Source organism: Affinirhizobium capsici (assembly GCF_977018625.1).
Map to the genome: position 1 here is coordinate 110,096 of NZ_CDRNXD010000003.1, position 15,719 is coordinate 125,814.

The 15,719-nt window shown below is 57.1% G+C and carries 19 protein-coding genes; 14 read left to right on the forward strand and 5 right to left on the reverse strand.

The genetic code is table 11. The features are described 5' to 3' along the window. Window positions 1–7 precede the first annotated feature (7 nt). The 3 genes from AC0JZ1_RS03180 to AC0JZ1_RS03190 all read left to right on the forward strand — a co-directional run bounded on the left by AC0JZ1_RS03180 (window position 8) and on the right by AC0JZ1_RS03190 (window position 2,164). Window positions 8–757 carry an SDR family oxidoreductase gene (locus tag AC0JZ1_RS03180; RefSeq protein WP_471881010.1) on the forward strand — a complete coding sequence of 250 codons (750 nt, stop codon included), beginning with the start codon at window positions 8–10 and terminating at the stop codon, window positions 755–757. Window positions 758–829: 72 nt separating this feature from the next. Further along, window positions 830–1,378, forward strand: a complete 549-nt coding sequence (locus tag AC0JZ1_RS03185; RefSeq protein ID WP_471881011.1) for a flavin reductase family protein — start codon at window positions 830–832, stop codon at window positions 1,376–1,378. 54 nt (window positions 1,379–1,432) lie between these two features. Continuing rightward, the gene (locus AC0JZ1_RS03190) at window positions 1,433–2,164 is read left to right on the forward strand and encodes an SDR family oxidoreductase (RefSeq protein WP_471881012.1); all 732 of its coding nucleotides are present in this window, start codon (window positions 1,433–1,435) and stop codon (window positions 2,162–2,164) included. A 76-nt stretch (window positions 2,165–2,240) separates the two neighbouring features. On the opposite strand, the gene AC0JZ1_RS03195 is transcribed toward AC0JZ1_RS03190, so the two are convergent. Then, window positions 2,241–2,705 carry an Rrf2 family transcriptional regulator gene (locus AC0JZ1_RS03195; RefSeq protein ID WP_063947960.1) on the reverse strand — a complete coding sequence of 155 codons (465 nt, stop codon included), beginning with the start codon at window positions 2,703–2,705 and terminating at the stop codon, window positions 2,241–2,243. 110 nt (window positions 2,706–2,815) lie between these two features. Here AC0JZ1_RS03195 and AC0JZ1_RS03200 point away from each other — a divergent pair, with 110 nt between their 5' ends. The 9 genes from AC0JZ1_RS03200 (at window position 2,816) to AC0JZ1_RS03240 (ending at window position 10,416) form a co-directional block, all read left to right on the forward strand. Beyond that, a complete protein-coding gene (locus AC0JZ1_RS03200; RefSeq protein WP_471881013.1) occupies window positions 2,816–3,493 on the forward strand; it encodes a class I SAM-dependent methyltransferase in 678 nt (225 codons plus the stop codon). A gap of 38 nt (window positions 3,494–3,531) precedes the next feature. Next, a complete protein-coding gene (locus AC0JZ1_RS03205; RefSeq protein ID WP_471881014.1) occupies window positions 3,532–4,218 on the forward strand; it encodes a glutathione S-transferase family protein in 687 nt (228 codons plus the stop codon). A gap of 320 nt (window positions 4,219–4,538) precedes the next feature. Continuing rightward, entirely contained in the window at window positions 4,539–5,219 is a 681-nt protein-coding gene (locus tag AC0JZ1_RS03210) for an RraA family protein (protein WP_471881015.1), read from the forward strand. Continuing rightward, the gene (locus AC0JZ1_RS03215) at window positions 5,216–6,421 is read left to right on the forward strand and encodes an aminotransferase class I/II-fold pyridoxal phosphate-dependent enzyme (RefSeq protein ID WP_471881016.1); all 1,206 of its coding nucleotides are present in this window, start codon (window positions 5,216–5,218) and stop codon (window positions 6,419–6,421) included. The genes AC0JZ1_RS03210 and AC0JZ1_RS03215 overlap by 4 nt, the downstream gene beginning before the upstream one ends. A 58-nt stretch (window positions 6,422–6,479) precedes the next feature. After that, a complete protein-coding gene (locus AC0JZ1_RS03220) occupies window positions 6,480–7,304 on the forward strand; it encodes an ABC transporter substrate-binding protein (protein WP_445543682.1) in 825 nt (274 codons plus the stop codon). Between the two features lie 69 nt (window positions 7,305–7,373). Further along, window positions 7,374–8,066 (forward strand): amino acid ABC transporter permease, encoded by a 693-nt coding sequence (locus AC0JZ1_RS03225; protein ID WP_471881017.1) that lies wholly within the window; start codon window positions 7,374–7,376, stop codon window positions 8,064–8,066. After that, entirely contained in the window at window positions 8,059–8,748 is a 690-nt protein-coding gene (locus AC0JZ1_RS03230) for an amino acid ABC transporter permease (RefSeq protein ID WP_445543684.1), read from the forward strand. The genes AC0JZ1_RS03225 and AC0JZ1_RS03230 overlap by 8 nt, the downstream gene beginning before the upstream one ends. Further along, window positions 8,745–9,503 carry an amino acid ABC transporter ATP-binding protein gene (locus AC0JZ1_RS03235; protein WP_471881018.1) on the forward strand — a complete coding sequence of 253 codons (759 nt, stop codon included), beginning with the start codon at window positions 8,745–8,747 and terminating at the stop codon, window positions 9,501–9,503. Before AC0JZ1_RS03230 ends, AC0JZ1_RS03235 begins: the two co-directional genes overlap by 4 nt. A 31-nt stretch (window positions 9,504–9,534) precedes the next feature. Next, window positions 9,535–10,416 carry a LysR family transcriptional regulator gene (locus AC0JZ1_RS03240; protein WP_471881019.1) on the forward strand — a complete coding sequence of 294 codons (882 nt, stop codon included), beginning with the start codon at window positions 9,535–9,537 and terminating at the stop codon, window positions 10,414–10,416. Between the two features lie 201 nt (window positions 10,417–10,617). Here AC0JZ1_RS03240 and AC0JZ1_RS03245 read toward each other — a convergent pair whose 3' ends face one another. Then, the gene (locus tag AC0JZ1_RS03245; RefSeq protein WP_445543577.1) at window positions 10,618–11,223 is read right to left on the reverse strand and encodes a hypothetical protein; all 606 of its coding nucleotides are present in this window, start codon (window positions 11,221–11,223) and stop codon (window positions 10,618–10,620) included. 306 nt (window positions 11,224–11,529) lie between these two features. Here AC0JZ1_RS03245 and AC0JZ1_RS03250 point away from each other — a divergent pair, with 306 nt between their 5' ends. Then, the gene (locus tag AC0JZ1_RS03250; RefSeq protein ID WP_471881020.1) at window positions 11,530–11,907 is read left to right on the forward strand and encodes a hypothetical protein; all 378 of its coding nucleotides are present in this window, start codon (window positions 11,530–11,532) and stop codon (window positions 11,905–11,907) included. Between the two features lie 83 nt (window positions 11,908–11,990). On the opposite strand, the gene AC0JZ1_RS03255 is transcribed toward AC0JZ1_RS03250, so the two are convergent. Further along, window positions 11,991–12,935, reverse strand: a complete 945-nt coding sequence (locus AC0JZ1_RS03255; RefSeq protein WP_445543575.1) for an AraC family transcriptional regulator — start codon at window positions 12,933–12,935, stop codon at window positions 11,991–11,993. A gap of 77 nt (window positions 12,936–13,012) precedes the next feature. Here AC0JZ1_RS03255 and AC0JZ1_RS03260 point away from each other — a divergent pair, with 77 nt between their 5' ends. Further along, window positions 13,013–13,840, forward strand: coding sequence for an oxidoreductase (locus AC0JZ1_RS03260; RefSeq protein ID WP_471881021.1), 828 nt, complete (start codon window positions 13,013–13,015; stop codon window positions 13,838–13,840). Window positions 13,841–14,006: 166 nt separating this feature from the next. On the opposite strand, the gene AC0JZ1_RS03265 is transcribed toward AC0JZ1_RS03260, so the two are convergent. Continuing rightward, window positions 14,007–14,579 (reverse strand): alpha/beta hydrolase, encoded by a 573-nt coding sequence (locus AC0JZ1_RS03265; protein WP_471881022.1) that lies wholly within the window; start codon window positions 14,577–14,579, stop codon window positions 14,007–14,009. Between the two features lie 287 nt (window positions 14,580–14,866). After that, window positions 14,867–15,658: an alpha/beta fold hydrolase gene (locus AC0JZ1_RS03270; RefSeq protein ID WP_471881023.1), complete on the reverse strand. Its 792-nt coding sequence runs from the start codon at window positions 15,656–15,658 to the stop codon at window positions 14,867–14,869. Between the last annotated feature and the right edge of the window lie 61 nt (window positions 15,659–15,719).

Below are 15,719 nucleotides of genomic sequence, written 5' to 3' on the forward strand. Positions count from 1 at the left end.
GAAGACGATGACTATCCTCAATGGAAAGATTACACTCGTAACTGGCGCCTCGAGCGGCATCGGCGCTGCCACCGCCATCAAGCTCGCGAAGGCCGGAGTCAAGGTCGGCATTGCCGCCCGCCGCACCGAAAAGCTCGAGGATATCAAGCAGCAGATCGGAGCCAACGGTGGTCAAGCTCTGGTTCTGCAGATGGACGTGGTCGATCCGGCCTCGGTCGAAGCAGGCGTCAAGACGCTGATCGATACCCACGGTGCAATCGACATCCTCGTCAACAATGCAGGCCTGATGCCGCTCTCCGATATCGATCAGTTCAAGGTCAATGAATGGCACCGGATGGTGGATGTGAATGTGAAGGGCCTGTTCAACACGACGGCCGCCGTCCTGCCGCAGATGATCAAGCAGCATTCAGGTCATGTCTTCAACATGTCCTCGATTGCCGGCCGCAAGATCTTCAAGGGACTGTCGGTCTACTGCGCCACCAAACATGCAGTCGCAGCATTTTCGGATGGCCTGCGCATGGAGGTGGGGCCGAAGCACAATATCCGGGTTACCTGCGTTCAGCCGGGTGCTGTCGCAACCGAGCTCTACGATCACATCACCGATCCCGGCTACCGCCAGCAGATGGATGACCTCGCCGGCCAGATGACCTTCCTCAATGGTGAGGACATCGGCGACACCATCGTCTTTGCTGCGCAGGCCCCGGCGCATGTCGATGTTGCCGAGCTATTCGTCCTGCCCGTGGAACAGGGTTGGTGATGCACCGCCCTTTTGGCCCCTGCCATTGCGCAGGGGTCCCGAAGGAGATCCAGATGCCCGAAGGAGATCGAGATGAAGGAACTACCCGCATCGCAGGTTTATCGCCTGCTTGAACCTGGCCCGATCGTGATGGTATCGACGCTCGACAACGGCAGGCCCAATGTCATGACCATGGGTTTCCACATGATGATTCAGCACGATCCGCCGCTCATCGGATGTGTGATCGGCCCGTGGGATCACAGCTATCAGGCGCTTCGTAACACCGGTGAATGCGTGATCGCCGTGCCCGGACTGGATCTGGCCGAAACCGTCGTCGATATCGGAAACTGCTCCGGCGCGGATGTCGACAAGTTCGAGAGATTTGGCCTCGAGACCAGGCCAGCGAAGCAGGTCTCAGCTCCGCTTCTCGAAGATTGCCTGGCCAACATCGAATGCGCCGTCATCGATGACAGGCTGCTCGATCCCTACAACCTCTTCATCCTTGAGGCGAAGAGGATCTGGCTCAACGAAAGCCGGACGGAACGGCGAACCCTGCACCATCGCGGGGATGGGACCTTCGCCGTCGACAACGGCACGCTCGACCTGAACCACCGTATGGTCAAGTGGCGTCACCTGCCGTGAGCACCGTGCGCCAGGCCGTTGCCTCATTTGAAACCACCATGGAAGGAATATCCGATGACGAACATCGCCAACAAGATCGTCCTTATCACCGGAGCGAGCAGCGGGATAGGCGAAGCGACCGCGCGCACTCTCGCCACTTCAGGCGCTGCCGTTGTGCTGGGGGCAAGACGAACGGATCGTCTCGAAAAGCTTGCCGAGGACATTACCGCTGCCGGGGGTAGTGCAATCTACAGAAGCCTTGATGTGACTTCTCGTGAGAGCGTCCGGTCGTTCGCGGATGCGGCAGTGCAGGAGTTCGGCCGGATCGACGTGATCATTAATAATGCCGGCATCATGCCGCTGTCACCCATGGCATCTCTGAAGGTGGACGAGTGGGACCGGATGATCGACGTCAACATTAAGGGCGTCCTCTATGGCATTGCAGCGGTTCTGCCATTGATGAACAGGCAGGGATCCGGTCAGATCATCAATATCTCGTCGATCGGCGGCTTTGCCGTCTCGCCGACGGCCGCCGTTTACTGCGCCACCAAATATGCAGTTCGCGCGATCTCGGACGGGCTGCGCCAGGAGAACGACAAGCTCCGCGTCACCTGCATCTATCCAGGTGTGGTGGAATCTGAACTGGCCAAGACGATCACCGATCCGGTGGCGGCGCAGGCCATGGAGAGTTATCGCCAGATCGCTTTGAAGCCCGAGGCGATAGCAGCGGCCATCATGCATGTCATAGACCAGCCTGACGAGGTGGACACGAGCGACATCGTCGTTCGACCGACGGCCAGTGCCTGAAACCCGGCACCTCATCCGGCTCTGCTGTGGTCCTGCAGCATCGCTCGCGTTGTGACGCACGCCGATGCGGGTCTACTCAGTCCCCGTGCGGCGTGGCGGACACGGTACTGCCGCAAGGTGAGGATATAGCCTTTGCCTGAGACGGCATCAGTTGATCGAGCGTCACCTGGCCAAATCGCTCCAGCAGCAGGCTTTCCGCCCGCCGCATCGTCTCCGCCAGCGCCGAATTGACGGCCTCTTCGATCTTGCATTCCGGATGCCTGCCACGCGAGCCGATGGCAAAGAGCGTTGGCCGCTCCAGGGCTTCATAGACGGCTAAGAGCGTGATCTCCTTAAGGGGCCGCGCAAGTTGCCAGCCGCCGCCGTGCCCCTTGCCCGACATGACGTGACCGGCGCGACGCAAACCCGCCATCGTCCTGCGGAATACCGCCGGGTTGGTACCCATGCTTCGGGCCAGAACCTCCGATGTCAGCGGTTCCTTCACCTGCGCCATGTGCAATAGCACATGCAGCACGTCAGAAAGTCTCGTATCCTTGTTCATTGCCCGGCCTCGGTCCATGCGATCATCATCCTGCACATCATGTAGCACCACTTGATACAAGAAGCGAAAGCATGTTACGTATCCTCAACTGATACAGAAAGCCGTTTGTCATGCGCAGCAATCCCAATCCATTCCTCAATCCGGCGGCCGTGAGCGACTACGTCCTTGAGACGCCGCGCAAGGTGCCAGGGCTTGCAGACCTTCACAAAATGGCGGCGCTGCTTCTTGCCGAACAGGCGCGGGGTCCTGCCGATATTCTCGTCGTGGGTGCCGGCGGCGGCCTGGAGATCCGGGCAATGGCGGAGATGCGACCGGACTGGCGATTTACCGGCGTCGATCCTTCGCCTGCCATGCTCGACATCGCTCGACATACGACATCGATTTGCGCCGAGCGAACGCATCTTATTCACGGAACAGCGGTTGATGCACCCGCCGGTCCCTTCGATGGGGCGGTCTGCCTCCTGACCCTGCATTTCCTCGATAGGCGTGAGCGGCTGGAGACTCTCCGGGAGATCCGCGGGCGTCTGAAGCCGGGCGGCGTTTTGGTTGCTGCCCATCACACTGAGATCGATGGACAAGCGTATCTCTGGCTTGAGAGATCTGCGGAATTTGCCGCGGGCCCGACTTCGGCGCCCGGACAGGCAGCAGCCTCGGCCAAGGCGATGGCCGAGCGGCTGCCGCTGCTTTCGCAGGACCGGGAAGAAGCATGCTTTCGCGAAGCTGGCTTCAAGCATCCAAGCCTGTTCTACGCCGCTCTTTCGTTCCGAGGCTGGGTCATGACTGCCTGACGCTCCGTATAGAGCACTTTAGATGTGAAGGATGCGCCGTGATCGAAATCTTCAATTTCGCCTTTGGGCCTTATCCGCAAAGGGTGAATATCTACCTGGCAGAAAAGCAGCCTGAGGGCGTCGACATGACAGTGTATGCGCAGCCGGATAGGCTTGCAAAAATGCCTCCGCCCGAGATCGGGGCTCTTACTCCCATGGGATCTCTTCCCATCCTGAGGCATGCCGATGGCACCGTCATCGGCCAATCGCTGGCGATCCTCGACTATATCGAGGACACAATTCCGGATCCCGATATGCGCGGGAAAACGCCGGCTGTGCGGGCCAAGGTGCGCCAATGCGTTTACATGTTCGATGAGGCCCTGACATTCTTCGGTCTTTGGGCGCGCCACGGCAGTGTGCTTGGACAAGGGGTGGTACGATCGAGCCGGGAGGTCGCCGAAATCTGCGCCGACCGGTATGTCGGGCAGTTGCGGCTTGTCGAAAGCTTGATACCCGAAGAGCGGTTCATTGCCGGTCAATACGTCACGCTGGCTGACTGCGTGGCCATGGCGACGCTGCAATACGCGAGCGATTTTTACGCCGTACCGATCCCGCCCGAGTGCGTTAAGCTCCAGACTTGGTTCGATCGTTTCAGTCAGCGCCCTAGCGCCAAGCGGCCATCCTATCCCGAGGAGCAGCGGGGGAAGGCATTCGGCTTGATGGACCAGACCGGTGTCCGGTTTTAACGAGCGTCCCGTCCTTAGGATATGCTTAGGCGGCTGAAAACACTATGCAAGCAGTCGTTTATGGTGACCGGACATCGGTTCGATTCTCTTCAAGAGCATGAAAAAGTCAGCGCGAGCAAAGAGTTTAGCCGCACCCGAAACCGATAAAGGAGGCTCCCGTTGTGCTTTTGACGGGAAGTCGCATAAAAGATCCGCACTTGGTCTAAACGCAGGCAAGTCACTCTGTATACGAATTTTCTTCGCTCGATGATAAGAAATCATATCGTTTGACGAAATTACAGGAAATTAGTTCCTTGCTTGGGCAACTATGCGAGGACACCGTGACTAAAATCGGATTTAGAATGTTGGAGCGCGCAGGTGAGCGTGTATCCCAAAACGTGATCAAGGCATTTCTCGATATCGGCGTCGCCCAAGTGAGCGACTGCATGGGTCGCCTCTACGGCTCACACAACCTTACGCCTGTACACGGGGCCGGCTTACGCATGGCAGGCATCGCTCTGACCGTAAAGACCCGTCCTGGCGATAACCTCCTCATCCATCAGGCAATAGCGACGGCGCAACACGGCGATGTCATCGTTGTCGACGGTGGCGGCTGCACGACAAATGCGCTGGTTGGTGAGCTCATGCTAAAGCAGGCGCAGGCCCGCGGTATCGCAGGTTTTGTCATCGACGGCATGGTTCGTGATGCCGAAGCTTTCAGACGCGAGAAATTTCCCTGCTTTGCCCGGGGGCTCTCACATCGAGGTCCGTACAAAGATGGCCCGGGCGAAATGAACGTGCCTGTCGCCGTCGGCGGTCTTGTCGTTCAGGCAGGAGACGTGATCATCGGTGATTGCGACGGCCTGCTTTCGATCCCGGCCAGCCACGCGGCCGATGTGCTTGCCATGGCGCAAGCTACCGAGACGAGCGAACAGAAGCGGATGGAAATGATTGCTGCCGGTACCTATCAGAAACCCTGGCTTGCCAAGACTTTGTCCAAGCTTGCCGAGGAGTATGCATGAGCATCGTTGCTGAACGCATGCGGCAGGTCAAGTTGTCGCCGAGTGTAGCCGCGCGCATCATCCTCAATCGTCTCCGCGAAGAAGGTCGCCGTATCATCGATCTGACGATCGGCGAGCCCGATTTTGCAACGCCGGCCCATATCTGCAAGGCTGCTGTTGAGGCGATGGAACGCGGTGAGACCAAATACCCATTGTCGCAGGGTACAATGCCGTTGCGCCGCGCGGTTGCCAATCGTCTAATTCTCGATACTGGTGTTACCTATCCGGTCGACCAGATCATTGTCAGTACAGGCGCCAAGCAGGTTCTCTACAACGCGCTGATGTCGTCGCTCGAAGATGGTGACGAAGTCATCATTCCGGCACCCTATTGGGTGTCCTATCCCGATATGGTCGAGCTTGCCGGTGGCACACCGGTCACCCTGTCTACCGACGCCGGAAAACGTTACAAGATCGAACCGGAAGCGCTGGCCAGAGCAATCACGCCTAAAACCAAATGGCTGATGATGAACGCTCCCAGCAATCCCTCTGGCGCGGTTTACGACGAGGCAGAGCTGCTGGGTCTGGCCGAGGTACTGCGCGCCAATCCGCATGTTTGGGTTATGACCGACGACATCTATGCGCGGCTGACCTTCAACGGTCGCCCGGCATTGCATATACTGCAAGTCGCCCCGGATCTTGCCGACCGTATCCTTGTAGTCAACGGGGTATCCAAGGCCTATGCGATGACCGGCTGGCGCATTGGTTACGGAGCTGGCCCCAAGGACCTGATCAAGGCCATGGCCGTCGTTCAGTCGCAAAGCACGTCGGGCGCTTGCTCCATTAGTCAGGCAGCAGCTCTTGCAGCTCTGACCGGTCCCCAGGATTGTGTCACCGAATTCGCGAGTTCGTTTCGCGAGCGCCGGGATGCGGCGCTTGCCATCCTATCGGATGCGCCCGGACTTAATGCGGTTTCGCCCGATGGAGGCTTTTACATCTTCCCGGACTGCACAGCGTTGATAGGTAAAACGGCTCCTGACGGCACAACCATAAAGAGTGATGCCGATCTTGTTCAGTATATCCTAAAGGAGAGTGGCGTCGCGCTGCTCGACGGCGGCTCTTACGGCATTCCGGGGACGTTTCGTCTTTCTTTTGCCTCGGCCATTGATGAGGTACGCGAAGGGTGTGAAGCCATTAAGGGGCTTTGTACAGCACTGGCTGACTGACAGCAATCCAACCAACCGACCATATGTCGGCCTCAAAAACAAGAAGAGAGGGAATGATATGAAAAGAACAATCCTGGCAGGTCTGGCTATCGCTCTGCCCCTGGCGATTTCGGCATTTGCTGCCAAAGCTGATCAACTGGAGGAGATTAAGGCGCGCGGCACGCTGGTTTGCGGCACGCTTGGTACATCCGAGCCCTTCAGCTTCCAAGACAGCGCAACGCGCTCGCTCGTCGGCTATGACGTCGATTTCTGCAAGTATGTTGCGGACAAGTTGGGCGTGAAGGTCGAATACAAGCTGCTTGCTGTCGCCGCCCGTATTCCGGAACTGCAGAGCGGTCGTGTGGATGTCGTTGCCGCCAATCTCGGCTGGTCGAACGATCGTGCCGAGCAGATTGAATTCAGCCATCGTTACTACACAACTCCTCAGAAGCTTCTGGTTCGTGCAGATAGCGATATCAAGACGATCGAAGATCTGGCGGAAAAGCGCATCGGTGCCACCAAAGGCTCGAGCTCTGAACGTGTCATCCAGGAGCGCCTGCCGAAGGCTCGCGTCATCGGTTATGCTGATAGCCCAGCTGCATTCCTGTCGCTGCAGCAGCGCAAGGTCGACGCCCAGTTCGCGTCCGAATTGGTTCTGGTTCGTCTCGTCAACCAGAGCCCGGACAGCTCTCCGACCCGCATCTTGGAAAAGGCAGTGGTTGATGAGCCGTGGGGTCTCGGGATCAAGAAGGGTGAGACCACTCTCCTGAAGGCCGTCAACAGTGCGCTCGAAGAGGCTGAGACCTCCGGCGAGGCTGTGAAGATCTACGACAAGTGGTTCGGTGATGCGACGGCCTACAAGCTGAAGCGCTCCTTCACCATCGGTCCGATCTCCGTCGAATAATCCTGCCACAACCAACAGGTCGCGCCGTCTTGGAAAGGTTGCGCGGCCTGCCTTCTTTAAGAGGCGAGAATGGAACTACTTACAGCTGACCAGATTCAGCAGTTGCTATGGGGGCTGAAGACTACGACCCTGCTATTTGCAGTTTGCTGGCTGATGGCTTTCACCGTTGCGCTTATCCTTGTGGTGGTCAGGGCGACGGAAATCACAGCCTGCAGATGGATCGTTGACGCCTTCGTCGCCTATCACCGCAACGTGCCGCTGCTGGTGCAAGTCATGTTCTGGTATTTCGGCATGCCGGAATTGCTCCCGGAAGATTTCCGCTACTGGCTTTACGACCACAACGCCGAGTTCTGTTTTGCCGCGATCGCTCTTGCGCTTGGCAACTCCGCATATCTCGCCGAAGACATCCGAAGTGGCCTGCGTGCCATTCCCCATACACAGTTTGAGGCTGCGCGTTCACTCGGCTGCAGCTATATGCAGACGATGCGCTACATCGTGGTGCCGCAGGCGTTGCGCATTTCACTCCCGCCGCTCGTCGGCCGCGCGCTGCTTTTGTTCAAGAATACCAGTATCGCGATGGCGATCGGTGTTGCAGAGCTAACCTACCAGACACGCGAGATCGAAAACCTGACCTTCAAGAGCTTCACCGTTTTCGGTATTTCCACCGTCCTTTACCTCATCGGAACACTACTGATCATGGCTTTCGGCGCATGGCTTGAGAAACGGATGCGTATTGGCGCCCGGGAGGCCTCCAATGCTTGATATCATTCGCGAATACTGGCTGAGCTTTCTAATCGGCCAGTATCCAAACGGCCCGCTCGGCGGCCTTGCCATGACGCTGATCGTGGCGGTTCTGTCGATCCTGTTTTCCTTCCCGATTGCCATCGGGCTTGCGCTGTCGCGTTTGTCGACCTTCCGATGGCTGCGTGTCACCAGCATGGCACTGGTTAACCTGGTGCGCGGCATTCCGCTGTTGATGCTGATCTTCTGGTGTTACTTCGTCATCCCAATTGCCACGGGCTACGCGGTGTCCGGTTTCTGGACGCTTGTCTGCGCGCTGACGATCTACGAGGCGGCTTACCTGTCTGAGGTCATCCGCGCCGGGATAGCGTCTTTGCCCAAGGGGCAGGTCGAAGCCTCGCGGTCGCTGGGCGCCAGCTATGCCCTGACAATACGCAGCGTAGTTCTGCCGCAGGCTCTCTTCAATGTCTTGCCGAGCATGACCAGCCAGTTCATCTCCACGATCAAGGAGACGTCGCTTGGTTACGTTATTGCTGTCAACGAACTCACCTTCGCGGCCAATCAGGTAAACAGCCTGCTGCTGACCAAGCCGTTGCAGGTCTTCACTATTCTCGCCATCACTTATTTCGTCGTCTGCTTCGTGCTCACCCGCGGCCTGACAGCGCTCGAAACCTCCATCCGACGCAAGAGGGGCCTCGCATGACCGATCAGAACAATTCAAATGCCATGGTCTCTTTCGACAAGGTCAACAAGTGGTATGGAACCCACCAGGTGCTGACCGATATCACTTTTGAGATTCCGAAGGGCCAAGTTGTTGTCGTATGTGGCCCGTCAGGCTCTGGCAAATCGACGCTGATCCGTACCATCAACAGCCTGGAGCCGATTCAGAAAGGTAAGATTGTTCTCGATGGCGTCGAGGTCCACGGGCCGAAAACCGATCTCAACCAGTTACGCCAAAGGGTCGGGTTCGTTTTCCAGCAGTTCAACCTCTTTCCGCACATGAGTGTGCTGGACAACATCACTTTTGCTCCGATCAAAATTCAGAAGCGTCCGCGTGCCGATGCCGAAGCATTTGCCCGCGAGCTTCTTGCCCGTGTCGGTCTGTCAGAAAAAGCGGATAGTTTTCCCGGCTTTTTGTCTGGCGGTCAGCAGCAGCGTGTGGCGATTGCACGTGCGCTTGCACTGCGTCCGCCCGTCATCCTCTTCGATGAGCCGACAAGCGCGCTCGATCCTGAGATGGTGGGTGAGGTGCTTGCCGTCATGAAGTCTCTTGCCAGCGAAGGCATGACTATGGTCTGCGTCACCCACGAAATGGGTTTTGCCCGCGACGTTGGGGATCGGGTAATTTTCATGGATCAAGGCCGCACCGTCGTTGATACGACGCCAGAGATGTTCTTTAACAATCGCGAACATCCGCGAGTGCAGCGTTTCCTTTCCGACATCAAGGGACAACACTAAGACCGCTCAAAAGAACCGGGGACTTCCAGGCGTGTACACTCTCAAGCAGCTTGAAGCATTTTGCGCTACAGCTGCATTCAGTAGCTTTACGGAGGCCTCCAAGCGCTTGGTCCTCACCCAGTCGACGATCGCCAAGCGCGTCGGTGAGCTAGAGAGTAGCGTCGGTGCGCCGCTTTTCCATCGCGCCGGTAGAACCTTGCACCTCACTCCTGTTGGCGAACAGCTTCTTGTGCATGCACAGGAAATGATGGCACTGCATGAGCGGATAACTGGAACGCTATCAGATGTTTCTCAATTCCACGGTCGCCTGCGCATCGGCGCTACCGACATTATCGGTTTAACTTGGCTTCCTGCATTGATTCAGTCGATCAGGACCCATTTCCCAAAGGTGAGGATCGAGCCGGAGATCGATGGGGGTGTCAGGCTTTACGAGCGGCTTGATCGCAACGAGATAGATATTGCTCTGATGCCCGGTCCATTTTCCAGTCCTACGATCGAATCGTGTCAGATCGGTGAGGTCGAGAATGTCTGGATGGCAGCGCCGAGCTTTAAACTAAAATCGGGCACGCTTTCAGCCCAAGATGTTTCTGAACTGCCGGTTATCGGACAACCTGACAATTCGGCGTTGACGCTGCTCTATCGCAAATGGTTCGCTGAAAATGGCTTCAACATTCAAAAGGTTCTATCTTGCAATAGCCTTGGAATGGTGGCCAAGCTTACGACCTACGGACTTGGTCTCAGCTACCTTCCAAAAAACTACTTTACTCCGGCGGTGGGAGCCGGTGAATTGATGATCGTCGAGGTCGAGCCTCGATTGCCGCAAGTCCAGTATTTCGCATTCTACAAGCGTGAAAACGCTCCACGACTGATCGAGGAAGTCTTGGTAATTATCAGCGAGGTCATTAGCTTCTAGGGCTTGTGATAAAATGGTCTGTTGATCCAGCCCATATTCAGTCAGCAGTCAGCAGTCAGCAGTCAGCAGTCAGCAGTCAGCAGTCAGCCTAGCGCGCGGATTGTCTCAACGGATCTATGGTTGCCCCAAATTAATGGCTTGCCTGTCTTAACGTGGTATCGGAAGTGCTTGAGTCCATCTTCCCTCCTGATGCCACGAAATTTAATCGAATGTGGTGTCGAATGTCAGCGCGGCGTTGTCGCTTTCAAGGGAGTAACCGACGATATCGCAGCCACTTTTTTTACGTACCGGCGCTGCGCCTCGCAGCGTCAAAGTCTCGGTCCATCCTTCATAAAAGGCTTCGACACGGTAAGGTGCCGGCGGACATCCCTTGCGGAAAGTATAAGCTGTCCCTGAGAAAGGACCGCCCGGTTCCCATGGTTTGCCTTCGAACAGCACTTGTCCGGATTTGATGGAGGAGAGCTCTTTTCGCGGTTCGAGATAGATGATCTTGCCCTCCTTCGGCAAAACCCGCATTGCGGAACCATTATGGTTTAAGACGCGATCGTTCTCTATCTGCTGCCATTCGCCCAGAGTACTGCTGGCGTTGCGCGGCTGGGCATCCACGAGATTGGCAACTGGATATGTCATGCCGCACATCTTGAGATATTGCCCGTCACGGCTCGGCCTGAAAGTCTGAATCTGGCGGCATGCCATCTGCTGACCAAGGCGGGCTCCATCTGTCGCTTGGCATTTAACCGTAAGAATGCGCCCGTTCCGGCAGGTTATGGCACTTAATTTGAGATTTTTTGGCGCGATTTTCGGCACTTGACGCCATCCGGACCTTCCATAACCGTTTGTGACATCTGGGATTTTCTGATGAAGCTTGGCCGCAGCCAGCCATGTTTTCCTCGGCGGGTAATCTCACATTAAGTGCCAAAATCGAAGCCAGAATCTCAAATTAAATGCCCAATCTCAATTTAAGTGCCGCGCTATCTTGTTGAAATTATTGCATGCGGTGTCTCGCGATTAAATGCAAAACGACATCCATTTCACTTTGCCCTGCTCGCCGGCGGAATCGGGCTTGCCTCCTACCTTAACGGTCGGCTTGTCGGGCGCTTCGGGATGGACACGATGGCGCGGTGCGGGTTCCTCGGCCTTACGCTTGCCGGATTGCTAATGCTGGCCGCATCGATCGCCTTCGACGGCCGACCACCACTCACGCTCCTTCTGCTCTTCGGGTTCGCAGCCTTCTTCGCGATCGGCATCCTGTTCGGGAATCTCAACGCAATGGCGATGCGCTCGCTCGGACAGGTCGCCGGCCTCGGGGCTTCCCTAATCGCATCGGGATCGAGCTTGGTTGCGTCGCTCTTTGCTATCGGGCTGGGTCCGCTCTATGACGGAACTGTAAGCGTTCTGGCAGGTGGCGTCTTCCTGGCGGGTGCCGCCTCGCTATTGTTGGGGGAACTATCGGTTCGCGTCAGTGACACTCCCGTTGGAGCTGTTCGCTAATTAATTGGCTTATTTGTCACGGTAACGAACTTGGTTACGCCGGCGGCCGCATGGCGCCGAAGCGCCAAGAGTGGACCAACGCTCTATGCTCCAAACGCCAGCGCGCCAAGATGCTGTCGGACCCATCTCGCCTCTTCCGAAGCTGTGCGGCGGAAGTGCCGTTTGAAGTCGCGGCTGAACTGAGCGGGGCTGACATAGCCAACCGAGAGAGCGACTTCCGCGATCGCCATGTCCTGGCGCGCAATCATCAATCTGGCCTCATGAAGCCGCATGGCCTTGACGTATTGCATCGGGCTACTGCCGGTCAGGGCTTTGAAATGGGCGTGATAGGACGGAACGCTCATGCCAGCCTCGCTTGCCAGATCTGCGACGGAGACGTCTGAGCGGTACGTCTCACGCAGCCGTGCAAGGCTTTGCACGATTTTTCCGAGCGTACCTCTCTGCTGTAGGGCTGAGATCATCGCCCCACCCTGTGGGCCGACGAGAACCCGATAGTGTAGCTCGCGCAAGATGCCCTTGCCCAGCACCGCAGTCTCTACAGGATCAGTCAGGGCATTCAGCAGTCGCAGCAAAACGTCCAGGATATCGGGTCCCATCTTGCTGGATACGAGACTTCTTGCCCTGGCGGCCGACGTCCCGGAGGACCGAGTCTCGATGACGGAGGCGATCTCGGCCGCTAACTGCATGTCGAATTCCACATAGATCGCCAGCAGCGGTCGATCCACGCTGGCGACGGATTCCATACGGAACGGAACGGGCACGGAGACCGAGAGATAGTGCTCCTCGTCGTAGAGATAGACGTCGCCTTCCAGAATGCCCTGCTTCCGTCCTTGCAACACGAAGACGGCCCCCGGCTTGTAGAGCACCGGGACGTCATGAAGCACCATTTCCGTCTTCAGAATGCGAAGGCCGGGAAGTCTCGTCAGATTGTAACCCTCATCTGAGGCGAGCAGTCCTGCCAACTCCAGCAGCCGCCGACGAACAAGCCTCTGGCTTTCGAAATTCATAGGATTTGGCAATGAAGTCATAGAAATTGCTCTCATCAGGCTGCGACGGGGAGATTATCAGTCAACGGCAACGATCAAACAATAAGAGGATGTCGCGCATGTCTAAGAAGACCTTTTTCATCACCGGTGCCAATTCGGGCTTCGGTCTTGCAATAGCTACGGCAGCCAGCAAACAAGGCCACACGGTTGTCGGTACCATTCGCTCCGAAGCTTCGCGGGCAAGCTTTGCAGAACGCCTGCCTGCCATCCGTTCCGTTCTATGTGACGTCACCGAATTCGACCGGATACCCGATGTCGTCGAACAAGTTGAGGCAGACTACGGGCCAGTGGACGTCCTGATCAACAATGCCGGCTACGGCCATGAGGGCATCCTGGAAGAGTCGCCGCTGGAAGAGATGCGGCACCAGTTCGAAGTGAACGTATTCGGAGCGGTCGCAGTGGCGAAGGCTTTTCTGCCGCGTTTCCGTCAAAGACGTCACGGTTTTATCGTCAACGTCACCTCAATGGGCGGAATGATCACCATGCCCGGCATTGGCTACTATTGTGGCAGCAAGTTCGCCCTCCAGGGAATCTCCGAGGTCATGCGCTCAGAAATGGCGCCCTTTGGGGTGCACGTCACCACACTCTGCCCAGGCTCGTTTCGAACAGACTGGGCCGGGCGTTCGATGATCCGCACGGAAAGATCTATTTCGGACTACGACGCGTTGTTTGATCCGATCCGAGCGGCACGTCAGGAAAAGAGCGGCAAGCAGCTCGGTGATCCTGCGAAGCTTGCAGAGGCTGTCCTGGATCTTGTCGCGTCCGAAAATCCGCCGCCGCAGCTCTTGCTTGGCAGCGACGCCCTCAAACTCGTCTCTGACAGGATTAAGCGCATGCAGCAGGAGATCGAAACCTGGAAAGCCATCACGGTCTCGACTGACGGCTGAAATGTGCAGGAACGACTATGTCAGACCGCGGCGCCATCCGTGCGGCGCGGCTCGCCGCTGAATTGCATATGCGCCAACCAGTCCAGGTCGGTTTCGCTGCGGCGCAAGCAGGTCAGACGTCGGCTAAGGGCCGCCAGGCGTCTTCCGCCTCGCGCCACAGCAGACGTCATTTCGCGGGAAGGGTCGCTAGCCAGGAGCGCCCTAATATAAGATCTACGTCGTCCCGGGCCCATCCATGACCAGCATCGATGATATGCAGTGAAACGATGGCCCCAGCTCTGTGCAATTGCCCAGCAAGAACGGCAGCGTCGTCGGGGCGGCGTCGCTCGTCGCGCTCACCGGCCACAATAAGAATTGGTTTCTCCGGCATCCGCGGAAAACCGAAGCCCGGTGATAGGGGTTCGGGGCGCAAGAGAATTGCCCCTGCAAACATCTCAGGAGCAACAGAGAGCAGCGCTTCAGCAAATATTGCACCGCTAGAATATCCCACCGCAATGATATCGCCTGAGGTCGGGCGATCCGCCTCGATCTCTTGCGCAATCCAATCCATTGCCAGGCTCACGACTTCGGCAGCAGCAATGCTCCGATCAGGCTGGCGTCTGAAGAAGGTGAACCCATCCGCCTGTGCAAACTGACCGCGAGGAGCATGTAAGTGGGCGTTAGGTGCGAGCTTGCGGCAAAACTCAAACAAATCGGTTTCGTCTCGCCCCGAGCCGTGGAAGGCCAGAAGTGTCAACATGATTTCTTTCCGCGAGGAATGGCCGCCACTCTCTTGCATCCCGTCACAACAAACGTATGACCGCATTGGGCCGGACGTCGTCACGGCGCAGAAGCGCCAAAAGGAGACATAAGCTGCTCTGAGCTTGGAGGCTGGAAGGTGGCGATAGCTGTGACCCGAAGGCGCAAGAGCGACTATCAACCCGATAGTCGCCCCTTGATTTCGGCACAATTGAGTTCCTAGCGAACGTCGAACCTGCTGAATGAAACCTCGGCTTCACAAAGCCTTCTGACAAACCAACGCGTTGGTCAGAAGGCCGTGGCCAATCTTGCAAGTTCGCGCTCACAAGCAAGAACGATAGCCTTGGGGTTTTCAAGGGGTGAGAGGTGACCCGTGTCGGCTAACACTTCGATTTGCGCCTCCGGCAGAAAGCTGGAGTAGATGCTGCGCAAAGCTTCCACTCGCTCAACCTTGTCTTCGTCGCCCACGAGGATTTGGACCGGTGCAATTATGGTGGACACGTCCGCCTTCAGCGCCTCGACCATCCCACGTTCAATCCATTCGCGTTTTGCGCCTTCAGCACCTGCAAGCGTATCCTCAAGCACTATCGCGCGGTCTTGGGAAGAGAGCGATTTATGGGCAAGAATCGTGAGTGCTTGGGCAACCCCCTCTGGGGACTGGTAAGATGTGAGCATCTGATCGCGGATATCTCGTGGTACGGGCATGCCGGTTGGCGGAGATGGGGCAACGAGTATGAGAGCCTCGGGGTTCAGACCTTCCTCCGAAGCTAAGATCTGCGCGATCTTGCCTCCCATGGAATGGCCGACAAGGACCACCCGCTTCAGTCCAAGGGCCGCGATAACCTCGGACACGTCCCCTGCCATCGTCTCGAGATCGTAGCATTCATTTCGGGCCACGGATCTGCCCCATCCGCGGAGGTCGATCCGAATGCATCGGGCCTTGTCGCAAAGACCGTTGACAACCTGGTGCCAGGTGCGCGCGCTGCCACCCCAATAATGAAGAAATACGAAAACGATATCTCCATGTCCTTCGTCAATGACGTGGATCCTCGCGTTGCTGGTGGTAATGAACCTGGACATGCTTACCTCCGTTTCAAAGTTGACGCTCACGTTGTACGGCATGAACGCTAATGTGATAATC